Genomic DNA, 19,147 nt, shown 5'->3' with positions numbered 1-19,147 from the left:
TTATTGCGCTCAAACTTGCTCTTTGCCATTAGTGGCTCTCCATTCTTGTCCCTTGACGGGAATAATCTTCAAAATTCGGTGGGGCGTACCCCGATCACTTCTGACCGGAGTACTTAGCCTGGATTTCCTGCGCCACGTTCGACGGAACCGGCGAATAGTGGTCGAACGTCATCGAGTACTGTGCACGGCCCTGCGACATGGAGCGCAGGTTGTCGACGTACTTGAACATGTTCGCGAGCGGAACATGCGCGTTGATGACGACGGCGATACCACGGCTTTCCTGGCCCTGGATCTGACCACGACGGGAGTTCAGGTCGCCGATAACGTCACCGACATAGTCTTCCGGCGTTACGACTTCGACCTTCATCATCGGCTCGAGAAGCTGTGCGCCAGCCTTCTTCGCTGCTTCACGGAAGCAGGCACGCGATGCGATTTCGAAGGCGAGAACCGACGAGTCAACATCGTGGAATGCACCGTCGACCAGCGTCGCCTTGACGCCGAGCATCGGGAAGCCAGCCAGCGGACCGGAAGACAGAACGCTTTCGATACCCTTCTGAACGCCCGGGATGTATTCCTTCGGAACAGCACCGCCGACGATCTTGGATTCGAACTTGAAGTCTTCGCCTTCGGGGTTCGGTTCGAAGATGATCTTCACGCGAGCGAACTGACCGGTACCACCGGACTGCTTCTTGTGCGTGTAGTCTTCTTCGTGCTGACGCGTGATGGTTTCGCGGTAGGCAACCTGCGGCGCGCCGACGGTTGCTTCAACCTTGAACTCGCGACGCATACGGTCAACGAGAATGTCGAGGTGAAGTTCGCCCATGCCCGCGATGATCGTCTGACCGGATTCTTCATCCGTCTTGACGCGGAACGAAGGATCTTCAGCAGCCAGACGGTTGAGCGCGAGGCCCATCTTTTCCTGGTCGCCCTTGGTCTTCGGCTCGATCGCGATCTGGATGACCGGCTCGGGGAATTCCATGCGCTCGAGGATAACCGGCTTCAGCGGATCGCAGAGCGTATCGCCAGTGGTGGTTTCCTTGAGGCCAGCCAGAGCAACGATGTCACCGGCAAACGCTTCTTCGATGTCTTCACGGCTGTTGGAGTGCATCTGCAGCATACGGCCGACGCGCTCGCGCTTGTCCTTGACCGTGTTGATGACGGACGTACCCTTTTCGAGCTTGCCCGAGTAGATGCGTGCGAAGGTCAGCGAACCGACGAAGGGGTCGTTCATGATCTTGAACGCGAGCATGGAAAGCGGCTCGCTGTCGTCGGCATGACGCTCGATTTCGGCTTCGGTCTTGAAGTCGATACCCTTGATCGCCGGAATGTCCAGCGGAGAAGGCAGGTAGTCGACAACGGCGTCGAGAAGCGGCTGAACGCCCTTGTTCTTGAACGCGGTACCGCAGAACATCGGGTGGAACTTCACGTCGATGGTGCCGCGGCGAACGAGCGCACGGATCTTGTCATTGTCGGGCATGATGCCGTTCAGGTAGTCTTCCATCGCTTCTTCGTCGATCTCGACAACGGTCTCGATCAGCTTTTCGCGATATTCGTCAGCCTTGGCCTTCATGTCTTCCGGGATTTCGACAACGTCCCACTGAGCGCCGAGCGATTCGTCGCGCCAGATGAGTGCGTTCATCTCGATCAGGTCGATAACGCCCTTGAACTCGGTCTCAGCGCCGATCGGCAGCTGCATGACAACGGCGATGGCGCCGAGACGGGTCTTGATCATTTCTACCGAGCGGTAGAAGTCAGCACCGGTCTTGTCCATCTTGTTGCAGAAGATCATGCGCGGAACATGATACTTCTCGGCCTGGCGCCAGACAGTTTCCGTCTGCGGCTCAACACCGGCGTTGGCGTCGAGCAGCGCGATGGCGCCGTCGAGAACGCGCAGCGAACGCTCGACTTCAATGGTGAAGTCGACGTGGCCGGGGGTGTCGATGATGTTGAAGCGGCGCATCTTGCCGTCGCGACCCTTCCAGAAGGTCGTGGTGGCAGCGGAGGTGATGGTGATACCACGCTCCTGCTCCTGTTCCATCCAGTCCATCGTGGCAGCGCCATCGTGAACTTCGCCGATCTTGTGCGACTTACCGGTGTAATAAAGGATACGCTCGGTGGTCGTCGTCTTGCCGGCGTCGATATGCGCCATGATACCGAAATTGCGGTAGTCTTCGATTTTATATTCGCGAGCCATAATGGACTGCCTTTCGATATGCGACCGGTTAAGATTACCAGCGGTAATGCGAGAATGCGCGGTTGGCGTCGGCCATCTTGTGCGTGTCTTCGCGCTTCTTGACAGCGGAACCGCGGTTGTTCGCAGCGTCCATGAGTTCGCCGGAAAGGCGATCGACCATGGTCGTTTCGTTGCGCTTGCGGGCAGCCGTGATCAGCCAGCGGATAGCGAGGGCCTGACGGCGCTCGGGGCGAACGTCGACGGGAACCTGATACGTGGCACCACCAACGCGGCGCGAACGCACTTCAACGTGCGGAGCAACGTTGTCGAGGGCGGAGTGGAACACGCCGAGCGGCTCCTGCTTCGTCTTGCCCTGAACGACGTCGAACGCGCCGTAAACGATGCTTTCTGCGACCGACTTCTTGCCGTGAAGCATGATGGCGTTCATGAACTTGGTGACGACCAGATCGCCGAACTTCGGGTCCGGGTTGATCTCACGCTTTTCTGCACTATGGCGACGGGACATATTCTTTGTCTCTCAATGTTATTGACGCTAAACCACGCGGAGAACCTCGCGCAGCGCCGGAATTTGTTTAAACCCGAATTACTTCGGACGCTTCGCACCGTACTTGGAGCGGCGCTGCTTGCGGTTCTTGACGCCCTGGGTATCGAGAACACCGCGGATGATGTGGTAACGCACGCCCGGCAAGTCCTTTACGCGGCCGCCGCGGATCATGACCACGGAGTGTTCCTGAAGGTTGTGACCTTCGCCCGGAATGTAGCCGATGACTTCGAAGCCGTTGGTGAGGCGGATCTTGGCAACCTTACGCAGAGCCGAGTTCGGCTTCTTCGGGGTCGTCGTGTAAACGCGGGTGCAAACACCACGCTTCTGCGGGTTTTCCTGAAGAGCAGGAACCTTGTTGCGCTTTACCTGTGCCTGGCGAGGCTTGCGGATCAGCTGGTTTACGGTAGGCATATAACCATCCCTTGCAAAAACTACTTTAGCCACCCTCACGGGTGGCGGCTATGCCGTTGCCGGCGACGATGCACGCATATATCCTCATGCGCAAAACGTGGCCCGATCCGTTTTCACGGATGGACCACCAAGAGCAGAGGACACCGGATGAGGCGTCTTGCGTGCAACATTCGTGTCTTCTACGTGCAATGGAGACCCGTTTGAGATGATGTTCGGGAAAAAGGTTACCGAACGGCCAGCACCCACAGAGGCTCCGATGGCGGGCGTACTACTGTTTTAGCCAGCTTTCGTCAAGGGTGAATCCACATTTTGCGCCGCCACCCATGGCCGCAAAGCCCACGTCCGGGCCATTTCCAACCCGCTTTAACATAAGTCGGCACAGAAGGCAGCGATTTTGACCTCCACGCTTTGGCTTTTCATAAAATCCGTCTATTGATTCCCCATGGCGGGCCGGAGCGGCTCCGCCATGGGCGGGACCGATTCCCTCGGCCCGCATCACAGCAACGACAGATCAAGGAACCGCGTCATGAGCACCCTCCCCGACAACGACAACGGACGCGACGAGCCGATGGTCTTCATCGTCATCGGCAAGGCCTATGAGACCGACAATTCCGAGGGCATCGACATCCACGTCATCCTGCGGGCGCCGGACGACGATACCGCCGTGCGCGAAACGCTGAACGCGCTTTCCGAGGAAGGTTTCATCGAAGCCGATCTCGACCAGATCGGCATGCTGACCGACGTGCCGGATGAAGAGCCGCACGCCTCCGCCTATCAGGGCGCACTCGAAGGCGAAGTCGCCATCATCCGCTTCGCCTGAGGCGCATGTCCGTGGCGGTAAGACGTGTCGTCGCCAACATCGCAACGCCGGAACCCGCGCGGGCTCAGGCGTTCTATGGCGATATTCTCGGCATGACCGTCGCCATGGACCACGGCTGGATACTGACCTATGCCAGTCCGCTCGAAGCCAGGGCGCAGGTCAGCTTCGCAAGCGAAGGCGGCTCTGGCACTGCCGTGCCGGACCTTTCCATCGAGGTCGATAATTTCGAAGAGATCCACGAAAGAATCCTGAAAGCGGGCTTGCCGATCGACTATGGCCCGGTTACCGAAGCCTGGGGCGTGCGCCGGCTGTTTCTGCGCGATCCCTTTGGAAAATTGGTCAATATATTAAGTCACTCATAGATTATATACTTTGAATACAATATTATTATTTGATTATACGTTGAACAATACAGGAATATGAGGTTTAAATAGCCCCGACACAAGATTCCAGTGACGGGTTGAATACTATATTGTCGGCAGACATTATCGATGACATTTATGAGGCAGCGCTTTTCCCCGATCGTTGGGCACAGGTCATTGCCGCCATCGGCCACCGGCTGGATTTCTGGGGTGGCGCCCTTACCTGGGGCAAGGGTGAAGAAGAAGCCTGGCTTTACACGCCCAATTTCCAGGAACTGATGCAGGCCTTTATGGATGGCGGCTGGAACCGCCGAAACGACCGCCTGACCCGCGCAATCCGTGAGGGGCAATTTTCCTTCGTGCAGGATTTCGACGTCTTCACCCATGATGAATGGGCCGGCCTGCCGATCGTGCGCGATTTCCTGATACCGCGCGGACTGGGATATGGCGCGGCCACCCAGGTTGCCCCGCCCGACCATCCGGCAATGACGGTGCTTTTCGAACGCAAGCTCGATAGCGGCGTCATCGGGCCGGAAACCATGGCGGCGCTCGACCGGCTGAGACCGCATATTGCCCGCAGCCTCACGCTGGCAACCCGGCTGCAGCGGCAGAAAGCCGATGCCATGACGCTTGGACTGAACGCCATCGGGGCGCCGGCCGCGGTGCTTCAGGCGAGCGGACGCGTGCTTTCCGCAAACGACATGTTTCTCTCCCTCCAGAAATGTATTTCCACCCGTTTCCACGACAGGATCGTGATCTCCGACGAAAGAGTGAACCGGCTGCTCTACAAGGCTCTAGCCGGCCATAATATCGGCTCTTTCCCCCTCCCGACGGGTGAAGATCGCTCCTGCATCCTCCACGTCATACCGTTGCGCAGGAACGCACTGGATCTGTCCCCTAAAGGCTGCGCCATCGTGCTGATATCGCAACCCATGGGCACCGTCGCCGACGCGACATCACTGCTAAAGGGGCTTTATGACCTCACCAGGGGCGAGGCCCGTGTGGCGCTGGAAATCATGAAGGGGCTTTCGCTTCCCGCCGTGGCGAAGCAATTGCAGATTTCCCACGAAACGGTGCGCAGCAACGCCAAGTCGATCTATGCGAAGACCGGCAGTACCGGCCAGACCGATCTCGTTCGCCGGCTTTCCGTCCTCACCCGTTATAACATCCGCGAACAGGGCTGAGCCCGCCGCACGCGGCTGGAAACGCCGACCAACCGCAAAAGCCACAGGTCCGTGTTCCACATAAACAAAAACGCCCGGATTGCTCCGGGCGTTTTGTTCTGAACTTTGGCGGGGCTTCGCAAAGCCCCTGCCCTTCTCCGCCTTATTCGGCGGCCGGAGCCTGGTCCGTCATGTCCTGCAGCATCTGGTTCGCAGAGCCTGCACCGGTGCCCTTGCGGCGTTCCTCGAGAATGAGGTCGTCGCGCGAGGTGGCGATGCGGCGGATCTGCGTCATGGTGCCGCCAGTACCGGCCGGGATGAGACGGCCGACGATGACGTTTTCCTTGAGGCCCTGCAGCGTGTCCGTCTTGCCGGCAATCGCAGCTTCCGTGAGAACCTTGGTGGTTTCCTGGAAGGATGCGGCCGAGATGAAGGACGGCGTCTGCAGCGAAGCCTTGGTGATGCCGAGCAGGACAGGATCGCCGTAAGCCGGCTTCTTGCCCTCTTCGATCAGACGGTCGTTCATGTCGTCCAGCTCGATACGGTCGACATTGTCGCCGACGATGTACTGGCTGTCGCCCGCATCGGTGATCTCGACCTTCTGCAGCATCTGGCGAACGATCACCTCGATGTGCTTGTCGTTGATCACAACGCCCTGCAGACGGTAGACTTCCTGGATTTCGTTCACGAGGTAGGAAGCCAGAGCCTCCACGCCCTTGATCGCCAGAATGTCGTGCGGTGCCGGGTTACCGTCGAGGATGTATTCACCCTTTTCGATATAGTCGCCTTCCTGAAGATGGAAGGGCTTGCCCTTCGGGATCAGGTATTCGACCGGCTCGACGCCGTCTTCCGCAGGCTCGATCATCACGCGACGCTTGTTCTTGTAGTCGCGGCCGAGACGGATCGTACCATCGATCTCTGCGATGATGGCGTGGTCCTTCGGACGACGGGCTTCGAACAGTTCGGCAACGCGCGGCAGACCGCCGGTGATGTCCTTCGTCTTGGCGCTTTCCAGCGGCGAACGTGCAAGCACGTCACCCTGGGAGACCTTCGCACCCGGCTCGACCGACAGGATGGCGTCGACCGAGAGCTGGAAGCGGGCTTCGCCGCCACGGGCAAGCTTCGCAACCGCACCGGACGCGTCCTTGATGACGATCGCGGGCTTGAGGTCCGAACCGCGCGGCGTGGAACGCCAGTCGATAACCTGACGCTTGGTGATGCCGGTGGATTCGTCGGTCGCTTCCAGAACGGAAAGACCGTCGACGAGGTCCTCGAAGTGAACGGTACCTTCCACTTCCGTCATCATCGGACGGGTGTAGGGGTCCCACTCTGCAAGACGCTGACCGCGCTTAACCTTGTCGCCGTCATCGACGAAGATCTTCGAACCATAGGCAACGCGCTGCGAAGACCGCTCCTGGCCACGCTCATCGAGAATGGTGACGGCCATGTTACGGCCCATCGCGATGAGTGCGCCTTCGGAGTTGCGCAGGATGTTGCGGTTCTTGATCGCAATCGTGCCCTCGTAAGAGGCTTCGAGGAACGACTGGTCGACCACGTTCGCCGTACCGCCAAGGTGGAAGGTACGCATGGTAAGCTGCGTGCCCGGTTCACCGATGGACTGTGCGGCGATGACGCCGACGGCTTCGCCCATGTTGACAGGCGTACCGCGTGCAAGGTCACGACCGTAGCAGACGCCGCAGACGCCGATCTGTACTTCGCAGGTCAGAGCCGAACGGATGCGGACGGACTGGATACCGGCCTTCTCGATGGCGGCCACGTCGGCTTCGTCGATCAGCGTGCCGGCCTTGACGATGTTTTCGCCGGAAACCGGATGATCGATGTCGTCCAGAGCCGTACGGCCGAGGATACGTGCGCCGAGCGAGGCAACGACCTGACCGGCATCGACGATGGCGGTCATGGTGAGGCCCTTGTCGGTGCCGCAATCCCTGGAGTTGACGATGCAATCCTGCGCGACGTCGACGAGACGACGGGTCAGGTAACCCGAGTTCGCCGTCTTCAGGGCGGTGTCTGCAAGACCCTTACGGGCACCGTGGGTCGAGTTGAAGTACTCGTTAACGGTCAGGCCTTCCTTGAAGTTCGAGATGATCGGCGTCTCGATGATTTCACCCGACGGCTTCGCCATCAGGCCGCGCATGCCACCCAGCTGACGCATCTGGTTCGGAGAACCACGAGCACCCGAGTGGGACATCATGTAGATGGAGTTCATCGGCTTCTGGCGGCCCGTTTCCGGATCGAACTCGACAGCCTTGATGCGTGCCATCATCTCTTCGGCGACCTTTTCGGTAGCCTTGCCCCAGGCGTCGACAACCTTGTTGTACTTTTCGCCCTGGGTGATGAGACCATCATTATACTGCTGTTCGTATTCCTTCACGAGAGCTTCGGTGTCACCGACGATCTTCACCTTGCTGTCCGGAATAACCATGTCGTCCTTGCCGAACGAAATGCCGGCGCGGCAGGCATGGGCAAAGCCGAGCTGCATGATGCGGTCGCAGAAGATGACCGTGTCTTTCTGGCCGCAATGACGGTAGACCGTGTCGATCATCTTGGAGATGTTCTTCTTGGTCATTTCCTGGTTGCAGACGTCGAAAGGCACGTTGACGTTCTTCGGCAGAAGTTCGCCGATGAGCATACGGCCGGGGGTCGTCTCATGGATCTTCGAAACCGGCTTGCCATCGGCATCAACGGTCTTGAAGCGGCCGCGGATCTTGGCATGCAGCGTCACGACCTTGTTTTCAAGCGCGTGATGCAACTCGCCGATATCCGAGAAGGCCATGCCTTCGCCCGGCTCGTTCTGGTTCATGATCGACAGGTAATACAGGCCGAGAACCATGTCCTGCGAAGGAACGATGATCGGGTGGCCGTTTGCCGGATGCAGGATGTTGTTGGTCGACATCATCAGCACGCGCGCTTCGAGCTGGGCTTCCAGCGAAAGCGGAACGTGGACAGCCATCTGGTCACCGTCGAAGTCGGCGTTGAAGGCCGTGCAGACGAGCGGGTGCAGCTGGATGGCCTTGCCTTCGACCAGCATGGGTTCGAAAGCCTGGATACCCAGACGGTGCAGCGTCGGTGCGCGGTTCAGGAGAACCGGATGCTCGCGGATGACCTCGTCGAGGATATCCCAGACTTCCGGCTTTTCCTTTTCAACCAGCTTCTTGGCCTGCTTGACGGTCGAGGAATAACCCTTGGCGTCGAGGCGGGCGTAGATGAACGGCTTGAACAGTTCGAGCGCCATCTTCTTCGGCAGGCCGCACTGGTGCAGCTTCAGTTCCGGACCGGTCACGATAACCGAACGGCCGGAATAGTCGACGCGCTTGCCGAGAAGGTTCTGGCGGAAGCGGCCCTGCTTGCCCTTGAGCATGTCGGAGAGCGACTTCAGCGGACGCTTGTTGGCGCCCGTGATGACGCGGCCGCGACGGCCGTTGTCGAACAGCGCATCGACGGATTCCTGCAACATGCGCTTTTCGTTGCGGATGATGATACCCGGCGCACGAAGCTCGATCAGGCGCTTCAGACGGTTGTTACGGTTGATGACGCGGCGATAGAGATCGTTGAGGTCGGACGTCGCGAAACGGCCGCCATCCAGTGGAACCAGCGGACGCAGGTCCGGCGGAATAACCGGAACGACCTTCATGATCATCCATTCCGGACGGTTGCCGCTTTCCATGAAGTTCTCGACGATCTTCAGGCGCTTCATCAGCTTCTTCTGCTTCAGGTCAGAAGTCGTTTCAGCAAGCTCGACGCGCAGGTCGCCGGCGATCTTTTCGAGGTTCATCGAAGCCAGCATCTCATAGATGGCTTCAGCGCCGATCATGGCGGTGAACTGGTCTTCGCCAAACTCGTCAACGGCGATCATGTACTCTTCTTCGGACAGAAGCTGGTTCTGCTTCAGCGAAGTGAGGCCCGGTTCCGTGACGATGTAGTTCTCGAAATAGAGAACGCGCTCGACATCCTTCAGCGTCATGTCGAGCAGGGTCGAGATACGCGAGGGAAGCGACTTCAGGAACCAGATATGGGCAACCGGCGCTGCGAGCTCGATATGGCCCATGCGCTCACGGCGAACGCGCGACAGCGTCACTTCGACGCCGCACTTTTCGCAGATGATGCCCTTGTACTTCATGCGCTTGTACTTGCCGCACAGGCACTCATAGTCCTTGATCGGTCCGAAGATGCGCGCGCAGAAGAGACCGTCGCGTTCCGGCTTGAACGTACGGTAGTTGATGGTTTCCGGCTTCTTGATCTCGCCGTAGGACCACGACAGGATTTTTTCCGGCGAAGCGATCGAAATCCGGATGGAATCGAAATGCTGCGCAGGCACCTGAGGATTGAAAAGATTCATGACCTCTTGGTTCATGCCTTGTCTCCTTGAGAGGCTAGCTGCTGCCCCTGTTTGCATCTGGACCGGCTTCTTCCCGGGTCACCGTCCAGAGCTTTAAATACGGATTAACCGCATAATGCGGCGAAAGTGTCCCGAACCGGCCAATACCGTCCGGGAAACCGGCAGGCGCCCTTGAAGGCGCCCGCCTCTATCGTCTTATTCCGCCGCGTCGGGCAGCTGGTCTTCGGGCTGGTTCTCGATCTTCGAGTTTTCCAGTTCGACCGAAAGACCGAGCGACCGCATTTCCTTGACGAGAACGTTGAAGCTCTCCGGAATACCGGCTTCGAAGGTGTCGTCGCCACGGACGATCGCTTCGTAGACCTTGGTGCGGCCCGCCACGTCGTCCGACTTGACGGTGAGCATTTCCTGCAGCGTGTAAGCCGCGCCATATGCTTCCAGAGCCCAGACTTCCATTTCCCCGAAGCGCTGTCCGCCGAACTGCGCCTTGCCGCCCAGCGGCTGCTGGGTAACGAGCGAGTAAGGACCGATCGAGCGAGCGTGGATCTTGTCGTCGACAAGGTGGTTCAGCTTGATCATGTACATGTAGCCGACGGTGACCTTGCGGTCGAACGGCTCACCGGTACGACCGTCGTAAAGGACGGACTGACCGGATTCATGCAGACCTGCCTTCTTCAGCATCGCGGCGACGTCAGGCTCATGCGCACCGTCGAAAACCGGGGTCGCGATGGAAACACCGCGCTTGGCTTCTTCGGCAAGCTTGACCAGCGAGTCGTCATCGAAACGCTGAACCTCGTCATTGGCTTCAGACGCGTAGATTTCCGTCAGCTCGCTGCGAAGCTCGCTGATGTCCATCGTCTTGCGATACTCTTCGAGCATCTCGCCGATCTTCTTGCCCATGCCTGCGCATGCCCATGCGAGGTGGGTTTCGAGGATCTGGCCGACGTTCATGCGCGAAGGCACGCCGAGCGGGTTCAAGCAGATGTCGACATGCGTGCCGTCTTCGAGGAACGGCATGTCCTCGACCGGAACGATACGCGAGACGACGCCCTTGTTACCGTGACGGCCGGCCATCTTGTCGCCCGGCTGGATCTTGCGCTTAACGGCAACGAAGACCTTGACCATCTTCATGACGCCCGGAGGCATTTCATCGCCGCGCTGGACCTTTTCGACCTTGTCCATGAAGCGCTGTTCAAGACGCGACTTGGATTCGTCGTACTGGCCACGAAGCGCTTCGAGTTCGGACTGAGCCTTCTCGTCTTCGACCGCGAACATCCACCACTGCGAGCGGGGATATTCGGAGACGACGGCGTTGGAAAGCTCGACGCCCTTCTTGAAGCCCTTCGGACCGGCGATGGAAACGTGGCCACGCAGCATGTCGATCAGACGGCCGTAGACGTTACGGTCGAGGATCGCCTGCTCGTCGTCGCGGTCCTTCGCCAGACGCTCGATCTCTTCGCGCTCGATAGCCATCGCGCGCTCGTCCTTCTCCACACCGTGACGGTTGAAGACGCGGACTTCCACGACCGTACCGAACGTGCCCGGAGGCATGCGCATGGAGGTGTCGCGAACGTCGGAGGCCTTTTCACCGAAGATGGCGCGCAGAAGCTTTTCTTCCGGCGTCATCGGGCTTTCGCCCTTCGGCGTGATCTTGCCGACGAGGATGTCGCCCGGCTGAACTTCCGCACCGATGTAAACGATACCGGCTTCGTCGAGGTTCTTCAGCGCTTCTTCCGAAACGTTCGGAATGTCGCGCGTGATTTCTTCCGGACCAAGCTTCGTGTCGCGCGCCATCACTTCGAATTCTTCGATGTGGATGGAGGTGAACACGTCGTCGGAAACGATACGCTCCGACATCAGGATCGAGTCTTCGTAGTTGTAGCCGTTCCAGGGCATGAACGCGACGAGCGCGTTGCGGCCGAGAGCCAGATCGCCGAGGTCGGTCGACGGACCGTCCGCGATGATATCGCCCTTGGAGATGTTGTCGCCGACGGAAACCAGCGGACGCTGGTTGACGCAGGTGTTCTGGTTCGAACGCTGGAACTTCTGCAGACGGTAGATGTCAACACCGGACTTGCCGGCATCGAGGTCTTCCGTGGCGCGGATAACGATACGGGTCGCATCCACCTGATCGACCACACCGCCACGACGGGCTGCGATGGCAGCGCCGGAGTCACGGGCGACGATCGGCTCCATGCCGGTACCGACGAACGGTGCCTCGGCGCGCAGAAGCGGAACGGCCTGACGCTGCATGTTCGAGCCCATGAGAGCGCGGTTGGCGTCGTCGTTTTCCAGGAACGGAATGAGAGCCGCTGCGACCGAAACGAGCTGCTTCGGCGAAACGTCCATCAGGTTGATGTTGTCACGCGGTGCGAGCATAACTTCGCCCGAGTGACGGCAGACGACGAACTCTTCCGAGAACGAACCGTCTTCATTGAGCGGCGCGTTGGCCTGCGCGACGTAATACTTGGCCTCTTCCATGGCGGAGAGGTAGATCACGTCGTTGGTCACCTTGCCGTCGACGATCTTGCGGTACGGGCTTTCGATGAAGCCGTACTTGTTGACGCGGGCGAAGGTTGCAAGCGAGTTGATCAGACCGATGTTCGGGCCTTCCGGCGTTTCGATCGGGCAAATACGGCCGTAATGGGTCGGGTGAACGTCGCGGACTTCGAAGCCGGCGCGCTCGCGGGTCAGACCGCCCGGTCCAAGAGCCGAAAGACGGCGCTTGTGGGTGATTTCCGAAAGCGGGTTCACCTGGTCCATGAACTGCGACAGCTGCGAGGAACCGAAGAATTCGCGAACGGCGGCGGCTGCCGGCTTCGCGTTGATCAGGTCCTGCGGCATCACGGTGTCGATTTCGATCGAGGACATACGTTCCTTGATCGCACGTTCCATGCGCAGAAGGCCCAGACGATACTGGTTTTCCATCAGTTCGCCGACAGAACGGACACGGCGGTTGCCGAGGTTGTCGATGTCGTCGATTTCGCCCTTGCCGTCGCGCAGTTCGACAAGCATCTTGACGACGGCGAGGATGTCTTCCTTGCGCAGCGTGCGCACGGTGTCTTCCGCATCGAGGTCGAGGCGCATGTTCATCTTGACGCGGCCGACGGCCGACAGGTCGTAACGCTCTGCATCGAAGAACAGCGAGTTGAACATCGCTTCCGCCGATTCCATGGTCGGCGGCTCACCCGGACGCATGACGCGGTAGATGTCGAACAGGGCTTCCTGACGGTTCTCGTTCTTGTCGGCAGACAGCGTGTTGCGGATATAGGCGCCAACATTGACGTGGTCGATGTTGAGGACCGGAATCTCGTCGAAGCCGGACTGCAGGATGAGACCGAGGGTCTTCTCGTCGATTTCGTCGCCGGCTTCGAGATAGATTTCACCCGTCTCGTAGTTGACGATGTCTTCGGCCAGATAGTTGCCGTAGAGGTCTTCGTCGGTCGCCTTCAGTGCCTTCAGGCCCTTCTCCGTCAGCTGACGGATCAGGCGCGGGGTCAGCTTCTTGCCACCTTCGACCACGACTTCGCCGGTATCGGCGTCGATCATGTCGGTGATGACCTTGGCGTTCTTCAGCGTCTCGGGCTGGAACGGAATGCGCCAGCCGTCGCCGTCGCGCTCATAGGAAGCCTTGGTGTAGAAGGTCGACAGAATGTCTTCGCCATCCATGCCAAGCGCCATCAGCAGCGAGGTCACGGGGATCTTGCGGCGACGGTCGATACGCGCATAGACGATGTCCTTGGCGTCGAACTCGATGTCGAGCCAGGAACCGCGATACGGGATGACGCGGGCAGCGAAGAGCAGCTTGCCGGAAGAATGGCTCTTGCCCTTGTCGTGATCGAAGAACACGCCCGGCGAACGGTGCATCTGCGAAACGATGACGCGCTCGGTGCCGTTGACGATGAACGTACCGTTATTGGTCATGAGCGGCATGTCGCCCATGTAGACGGACTGTTCCTTGATGTCCTTGATGGACTTCGCGCCGGTATCTTCATCGATATCGAACACGATGAGGCGCAGCGTCACCTTGAGCGGCGCAGCATAGGTCAGATCGCGCTGACGGCATTCCTCGACGTCGAACTTCGGCGCTTCGAATTCGTAGGACACGAATTCAAGCATGGAGGCGCCGGAAAAATCGGTGATCGGGAATACGGACTTGAATACGGCATTCAATCCCTCGTCAGGACGGCCACCCTTGGGCTCGTCAACCATGAGAAACTGGTCGTACGAAGCCTTCTGAACCTCGATGAGGTTCGGCATTTCCGCTACTTCTGGAATTTTGCCGAAAAACTTGCGTACGCGCCTGCGACCGTTAAACGAAAGGGTCTGAGCCATCGTCGCTCCTTTAAAATTGCATCCGGGCCTGCAACGGACGGGAACCGATGGCCAGTCGATCCCGTCAAGCAATGGGTGTCATCAATCTCGTTCCACATCCCGGATCGATCAGGCCGGATTGCCTAGATGAGCCGGTTCGGAACCATTCTCTTGAAGAACCCATTACCCAAAAGCCATTTTCACGCGGCTTTTGGGTAATGAGTTTTAAAAACGATGACGACGGAAAGGGGCATGAAGCCCCTTCCCGCCAGTAATCGCAAGATTACTTAACGTCGACCTTAGCGCCGGCTTCTTCAAGCTTCTTCTTGAGATCAGCAGCTTCAGCCTTGGAAACAGCTTCCTTGACAGCCTTCGGAGCGCCTTCAACGAGGTCCTTGGCTTCCTTCAGGCCGAGGCCCGTGATAGCGCGGACTTCCTTGATGACGTTGATCTTGTTGGCGCCAGCGTCAACCAGGATCACGTCGAATTCAGTCTTTTCTTCTTCAGCAGCAGCAGCAGCGCCTGCACCGCCAGCAACAGCAGCAACAGCTACCGGAGCAGCAGCGGAAACGCCCCACTTTTCTTCGAGAAGCTTGGACAGTTCTGCAGCTTCCAGAACGGTCAGCGAGGAGAGGTCGTCTACGATCTTTGCGAGATCAGCCATTTTGATAGTTCCTTTTGTTCAGTTCGAACCAGTTTGAATATTTACAGCGAAAAACCGCCTTAAGCGGCTTCGTCCTTCTTGGCGTAAGCCGAGAACACCCGTGCCAGCTGGCTTGCAGGTGCGGCGACAACCGTAGCGACGCGGGTTGCCGGGGCATTGAGAAGGCCCAGCAGCTTTGCGCGCAGCTCGTCCAGCGAAGGCAGGGTCGCAAGCGACTTGACTGCTTCGGCGTTGAGCGTGGTTGCACCCATGGCGCCACCGAGAACAACGACCTTGTCGTTGGTCTTGGCGAAATCCATGACGACTTTCGGAGCGATCATCGGGTCGACGCTGTATGCAATCAGCGTCTGGCCCTTGAAGAGATCTGTCATCCCTTCCGACTCCGTGCCCTGAAGAGCGATCTTGGCCAGGCGGTTCTTCGCGACCTTGACGGTGCCTCCGGCAGCGCGCATCTTCGAACGGAAGTCGTTCATCTGCGCAACGGTGACACCAGCATAGTGGGCCACGACAACCGAACCGGAAGCCTTGAAGACTTCGTTCAGCTCCGTGACGAATTCGCGTTTTTCCGCTCTTTCCACTGTCTGTCTCCAGTAGACGGGAACACAACATGTGAACCCGTCGGGTTTGCCTTTGCCCCAAGGGACCTTTTTACAAAGATCCCGAGCGACGCTCGAGGATCCTGTCCCCCGCTCTGTCGCCGCAAACGGCTTCAGGCACAGGCACACCAGGTTCGAACCGGACAGTCAGGCATCTAGGATGCCTCAAATCCAGCCTCACCCGTCTCATGCAGGTTGAATGATTAAGGCCAGGTCCCGAAAGACATGGCCACCCGCAATCTCGGACAGGAGTTCCGGGTTTCCCCGGAAATCTCCGGCTCCTGGGAGCCGGAAATTCTTTTATTCACACTTCCCTTGGGAAGCGCGAGAATTGATTAAGCCGTGACCGACGAAGGGTCGATCTTGACGCCCGGACCCATGGTCGAGGAAATCGCGACGCGCTTGACGTAGTTGCCCTTGGCACCGGTCGGCTTTGCCTTGATGACTGCATCGGCGAAAGCCTTGATGTTTTCTTCAAGAGCCTTGGCGTCGAACGAAGCCTTGCCAACGCCAGCGTGTACGATACCGGCCTTTTCGACGCGGAACTCGACAGCGCCGCCCTTGGACGCCTTGACGGCGCCGGCAACATCCATCGTCACCGTACCGACCTTCGGGTTCGGCATCATGCCACGCGGGCCGAGTACCTTGCCGAGACGGCCGACGAGCGGCATCATGTCCGGGGTCGCGATGCAACGATCGAAGTCGATCTTACCGCCCTGAACGATTTCAACCAGTTCTTCTGCACCGACAACGTCAGCGCCAGCAGCCGTGGCTTCATCAGCCTTGGCGCCACGGGCGAAGACGGCGACGCGAACGTCACGGCCGGTGCCGTTCGGCAGGTTGACGACGCCACGAACCATCTGGTCCGCATGGCGCGGGTCAACGCCGAGGTTCATCGAAACTTCAACGGTTTCGTCGAACTTGGCGACAGCACGTTCCTTGACCATCGAAATGGCGTCGGTGAGAACGTAAAGCTTGTTGGGATCCACGCCTTCGCGGATCTTCTGAATGCGCTTTGCTACCTTGGCCATGATCAACCTACCACTTCCAGGCCCATGGCGCGGGCGGAGCCCTCAACCATTGCCATTGCGCCTTCGATGTCGGCTGCGTTCAGATCCTTCATCTTGGCTTCAGCGATCGTCTTGACCTGAGCCTTGGTGATGGAGCCGACCTTGGCGCCCTTGCCAGGCGTCTTGGAACCGGAGGTGATCTTTGCTTCCTTCTTCAGCCAGTAGGTCATCGGCGGCTGCTTCATGACGAAGGTGAAGGACTTGTCCTGGTAATAGGTGATGACGACCGGGATCGGCATACCCTTTTCCATTTCCTGCGTGGCGGCATTGAACGCCTTGCAGAATTCCATGATGTTAATGCCACGCTGACCAAGTGCCGGACCGATCGGCGGGGACGGATTGGCCGCCCCGGCCTTTACCTGCAACTTGAGCTGGCCTGCAACTTTCTTAGCCATATCTCTCTGCCTTTCAATTCAAACCGGTTACCCGGCTTCTCTTAAGCCGGATTGCTCCGGCGGCTGCGGTTGCGTGGTGCGGCGCCCTGCCCCGGCTTAAAGAGCCAGTTAGCCTTCCACGCGCTTGGGGTCTCGCCCCGCCAATCAGACCTTTTCGACCTGATTGTATTCCAGCTCGACCGGCGTAGCGCGGCCGAAAATCGACACTTCCACCTTCAGGCGCGAACGCTCTTCGTCGACATCCTGAACCACGCCGTTGAACGACGCGAACGGACCGTCGGAAACGCGAACCTGCTCGCCGATCTCGAACGAAACCGAAGACTTCGGACGCTCGACACCTTCCTGAACCTGACCGAGGATACGCTCGGCTTCATAATCGGGAATCGGAACAGGCTTGCTGTCCGAACCGAGGAAACCGGTAACCTTCGGCGTGTTCTTGATGAGGTGATAGGCCTCATCCGTCAGGTTGGCGCGCACCAGCACGTAACCTGGAAAAAACTTGCGCTCGCTATCGACCTTGCGGCCGCGACGCACCTCGACCACCTTTTCGGTCGGCACGAGGATTTTCTCGAAAAGATGATCCAGACCCTTCTGACGGGCCTTTTCCTCGATCGACTCGGCGACCTTCTTTTCGAAATTCGAATATGCGTGAACGATATACCAGCGCGCTGCCATTTTTATTCTCCGTTCGATCCTTCCACCGGGCCTTTGACCGCGCCGTTACCGGCCTACGTTCAGCACCAGGCTGAGCAGCCAGCCGATGAGCTGATCCGCAGCAAAGAAGAACAGAGCCGCAAAAATGACCATCACCAGCACCATAGCCGTCGAAATCATGGTCTCGCGGCGCGACGGCCAAGTGATTTTTGACGCTTCGGCGCGAACCTGCTGCAGAAACGTAAACGGATTGGTTTTGGATGCCATTGACTGCCCACGCAATTACGGCGCGTAAAGCCGATACTGATCAGCCCCACGCACCGCGTGTCTGTTTTGACCCTACATAAACACCGATTCCCTTTTTAACAAGAGGAAATCGACATTCCGCGAAATTCGCCGGAAATCCGGCACCCATCTGCCATGCAGCGAGGACCCGCGCTTGCGAATGGAAAGTGGCAGGGGCAGAGGGGCTCGAACCCCCGACCTGCGGTTTTGGAGACCGCCGCTCTACCAACTGAGCTATACCCCTTGATCACCTGAACCGGCCGCGAAATCGCTTGGCCAATTCGGTATGCGCTCCTTTAAGGTGCAGGGAAAAGAATGGCAAGTGTGTTTTTTGTTTTTTCACATTGTCTGGCAAAATACCCCGGCACACCCCGCCCACGGGGTACATCGTTCAATTCGCTGATCTTCCCCTATTTCACAGGAACGCCCATGAGCATCTATCTCGTCCGTCACGGCCAGACCGAATTCAACGCCGTTCGCCGCTGGCAGGGTCAGGTCGATTCGCCTTTGACGGAACTGGGGCGACAACAGGCGATGCGCATGGGCCGCAGGCTCGCCGCGCTGATCGAAACCGATGAAGTCCATATTTTCTCCAGCCCGCTCGGCAGGGCGAGGCAGACCTGCGAAATCGTCGCAGGCGAAATCGGCATGATCGACGGCATCACCCTCGATCCCGGCCTGATGGAGATCGGCATGGGCGTATGGGACGGCATGACGGATTACGAGATCGATTATGAATATCCCGGCATGCGCGACGGGCTGGATCGATACGAATGGTTCTTCCACGCGCCGGGCGGTGAGACGTTCGAAAGAATGACAAGCCGAGTGGCCCGCAGCCTGGAGACCATTCAGCAGAGACAGGCTCGCGATGCGATCGTCATCTGCCACGGCATCACCAGCCGCCTGTTGCGCGGCGTCTATGCGAACCTTCCAAAGGAGGAAGCATTGCGCCTCGATGTGCCGCAGGACGCATTCTTCCATCTCAAGGATGGCGACATCGTCCGCATCGACTGCTGAGAGTCCGTTTGGAAACTCGGCGGCGGAGAGCCGGCAGGTGATTTTTGTGTCTGGCAAGAAGAAGATCGAAGGCGATATCCGATGATATCGTCAAGATTTTCGACGCAGCCAGACGCAAAAAGCATCGCCGGATCGACCCGTCCGACGTTTTCAAACGGACTCTGACCCTTTCGGGCAATAAAAAACCCCGCTGTCTCCAGCGGGGTTTTCTCAAATCCCTTGCGGGAAAAGATTACTCGACGATCGAAGCCACGATGCCTGCGCCGACGGTACGGCCGCCTTCGCGGATAGCGAAGCGCAGCTT

15 protein-coding genes, 1 tRNA gene and 1 pseudogene are annotated in these 19,147 nt (G+C 58.6%); 4 read left to right on the top strand and 13 right to left on the bottom strand.

Annotation, left to right across the window (positions count from 1 at the left end; genetic code table 11):
- Positions 1-94: 94 nt before the first annotated feature.
- The 3 genes from fusA to rpsL form a co-directional block, all read right to left on the bottom strand.
- Positions 95-2,194 carry an elongation factor G gene (gene fusA, locus L904_RS20140; protein ID WP_003523732.1) on the bottom strand — a complete coding sequence of 700 codons (2,100 nt, stop codon included), beginning with the start codon at positions 2,192-2,194 and terminating at the stop codon, positions 95-97.
- Positions 2,195-2,228: 34 nt separating this feature from the next.
- Entirely contained in the window at positions 2,229-2,699 is a 471-nt protein-coding gene (gene rpsG / locus L904_RS20135; RefSeq protein WP_003507761.1) for a 30S ribosomal protein S7, read from the bottom strand.
- A gap of 78 nt (positions 2,700-2,777) precedes the next feature.
- On the bottom strand, positions 2,778-3,149 hold the full coding sequence (gene rpsL, locus L904_RS20130) for a 30S ribosomal protein S12 (protein ID WP_003507760.1): 372 nt from the start codon (positions 3,147-3,149) through the stop codon (positions 2,778-2,780).
- A 526-nt stretch (positions 3,150-3,675) separates the two neighbouring features.
- Between rpsL and L904_RS20125 the strand changes: the two genes are divergently transcribed.
- The 3 genes from L904_RS20125 to L904_RS20115 all read left to right on the top strand — a co-directional run bounded on the left by L904_RS20125 (position 3,676) and on the right by L904_RS20115 (position 5,515).
- Positions 3,676-3,969, top strand: coding sequence for a hypothetical protein (locus L904_RS20125; protein ID WP_035262574.1), 294 nt, complete (start codon positions 3,676-3,678; stop codon positions 3,967-3,969).
- Between the two features lie 11 nt (positions 3,970-3,980).
- Positions 3,981-4,331 carry a VOC family protein gene (locus tag L904_RS20120; RefSeq protein WP_035262580.1) on the top strand — a complete coding sequence of 117 codons (351 nt, stop codon included), beginning with the start codon at positions 3,981-3,983 and terminating at the stop codon, positions 4,329-4,331.
- A 98-nt stretch (positions 4,332-4,429) separates the two neighbouring features.
- Positions 4,430-5,515 (top strand): helix-turn-helix transcriptional regulator, encoded by a 1,086-nt coding sequence (locus L904_RS20115; protein ID WP_035262577.1) that lies wholly within the window; start codon positions 4,430-4,432, stop codon positions 5,513-5,515.
- A gap of 142 nt (positions 5,516-5,657) precedes the next feature.
- On the opposite strand, the gene rpoC is transcribed toward L904_RS20115, so the two are convergent.
- The 9 genes from rpoC to L904_RS20070 all read right to left on the bottom strand — a co-directional run bounded on the left by rpoC (position 5,658) and on the right by L904_RS20070 (position 18,070).
- Complete coding sequence (rpoC, locus tag L904_RS20110) at positions 5,658-9,866, bottom strand: DNA-directed RNA polymerase subunit beta' (RefSeq protein WP_059762645.1); 4,209 nt, start codon at positions 9,864-9,866, stop codon at positions 5,658-5,660.
- A 180-nt stretch (positions 9,867-10,046) separates the two neighbouring features.
- A complete protein-coding gene (gene rpoB / locus L904_RS20105) occupies positions 10,047-14,183 on the bottom strand; it encodes a DNA-directed RNA polymerase subunit beta (RefSeq protein WP_003523727.1) in 4,137 nt (1,378 codons plus the stop codon).
- Positions 14,184-14,445: 262 nt separating this feature from the next.
- On the bottom strand, positions 14,446-14,826 hold the full coding sequence (gene rplL / locus L904_RS20100) for a 50S ribosomal protein L7/L12 (RefSeq protein ID WP_003523726.1): 381 nt from the start codon (positions 14,824-14,826) through the stop codon (positions 14,446-14,448).
- Positions 14,827-14,885: 59 nt separating this feature from the next.
- Complete coding sequence (gene rplJ, locus L904_RS20095) at positions 14,886-15,404, bottom strand: 50S ribosomal protein L10 (protein ID WP_003523725.1); 519 nt, start codon at positions 15,402-15,404, stop codon at positions 14,886-14,888.
- A 353-nt stretch (positions 15,405-15,757) separates the two neighbouring features.
- Positions 15,758-16,453, bottom strand: a complete 696-nt coding sequence (gene rplA / locus L904_RS20090; RefSeq protein WP_003523724.1) for a 50S ribosomal protein L1 — start codon at positions 16,451-16,453, stop codon at positions 15,758-15,760.
- A gap of 2 nt (positions 16,454-16,455) precedes the next feature.
- Positions 16,456-16,887 carry a 50S ribosomal protein L11 gene (rplK, locus tag L904_RS20085; RefSeq protein WP_003523723.1) on the bottom strand — a complete coding sequence of 144 codons (432 nt, stop codon included), beginning with the start codon at positions 16,885-16,887 and terminating at the stop codon, positions 16,456-16,458.
- 144 nt (positions 16,888-17,031) lie between these two features.
- Positions 17,032-17,562, bottom strand: coding sequence for a transcription termination/antitermination protein NusG (nusG, locus tag L904_RS20080; RefSeq protein WP_003523721.1), 531 nt, complete (start codon positions 17,560-17,562; stop codon positions 17,032-17,034).
- 45 nt (positions 17,563-17,607) lie between these two features.
- Entirely contained in the window at positions 17,608-17,808 is a 201-nt protein-coding gene (gene secE / locus L904_RS20075; protein ID WP_003523719.1) for a preprotein translocase subunit SecE, read from the bottom strand.
- A 186-nt stretch (positions 17,809-17,994) separates the two neighbouring features.
- Positions 17,995-18,070 (bottom strand) — tRNA-Trp (locus tag L904_RS20070).
- 185 nt (positions 18,071-18,255) lie between these two features.
- Between L904_RS20070 and L904_RS20065 the strand changes: the two genes are divergently transcribed.
- A complete protein-coding gene (locus tag L904_RS20065; RefSeq protein WP_020812237.1) occupies positions 18,256-18,843 on the top strand; it encodes a histidine phosphatase family protein in 588 nt (195 codons plus the stop codon).
- Positions 18,844-19,075: 232 nt separating this feature from the next.
- Here L904_RS20065 and L904_RS27905 read toward each other — a convergent pair.
- Positions 19,076-19,147 (bottom strand): annotated as a pseudogene (locus L904_RS27905) (elongation factor Tu); the annotation flags it as partial.

The sequence above is a fragment of the Agrobacterium sp. LY4 genome (genome assembly GCF_001526585.1).
GTDB classification, from domain to species: domain Bacteria; phylum Pseudomonadota; class Alphaproteobacteria; order Rhizobiales; family Rhizobiaceae; genus Agrobacterium; species Agrobacterium leguminum.
Note: the sequence above shows the minus strand (reverse complement) of the source record. Positions and strands in the feature narration are given on the sequence as shown.

Coding starts and splice junctions, on each gene's coding strand:
- fusA (WP_003523732.1), bottom strand. CDS start 2,194: ATGGCTCGCGAATATAAAATCGAAGACTACCGCAATTTCGGTATCATG.
- rpsG (WP_003507761.1), bottom strand. CDS start 2,699: ATGTCCCGTCGCCATAGTGCAGAAAAGCGTGAGATCAACCCGGACCCG.
- rpsL (WP_003507760.1), bottom strand. CDS start 3,149: ATGCCTACCGTAAACCAGCTGATCCGCAAGCCTCGCCAGGCACAGGTA.
- L904_RS20125 (WP_035262574.1), top strand. CDS start 3,676: ATGAGCACCCTCCCCGACAACGACAACGGACGCGACGAGCCGATGGTC.
- rpoC (WP_059762645.1), bottom strand. CDS start 9,866: ATGAACCAAGAGGTCATGAATCTTTTCAATCCTCAGGTGCCTGCGCAG.
- rpoB (WP_003523727.1), bottom strand. CDS start 14,183: ATGGCTCAGACCCTTTCGTTTAACGGTCGCAGGCGCGTACGCAAGTTT.
- rplL (WP_003523726.1), bottom strand. CDS start 14,826: ATGGCTGATCTCGCAAAGATCGTAGACGACCTCTCCTCGCTGACCGTT.
- rplA (WP_003523724.1), bottom strand. CDS start 16,453: ATGGCCAAGGTAGCAAAGCGCATTCAGAAGATCCGCGAAGGCGTGGAT.
- rplK (WP_003523723.1), bottom strand. CDS start 16,887: ATGGCTAAGAAAGTTGCAGGCCAGCTCAAGTTGCAGGTAAAGGCCGGG.
- nusG (WP_003523721.1), bottom strand. CDS start 17,562: ATGGCAGCGCGCTGGTATATCGTTCACGCATATTCGAATTTCGAAAAG.
- secE (WP_003523719.1), bottom strand. CDS start 17,808: ATGGCATCCAAAACCAATCCGTTTACGTTTCTGCAGCAGGTTCGCGCC.
- L904_RS20065 (WP_020812237.1), top strand. CDS start 18,256: ATGAGCATCTATCTCGTCCGTCACGGCCAGACCGAATTCAACGCCGTT.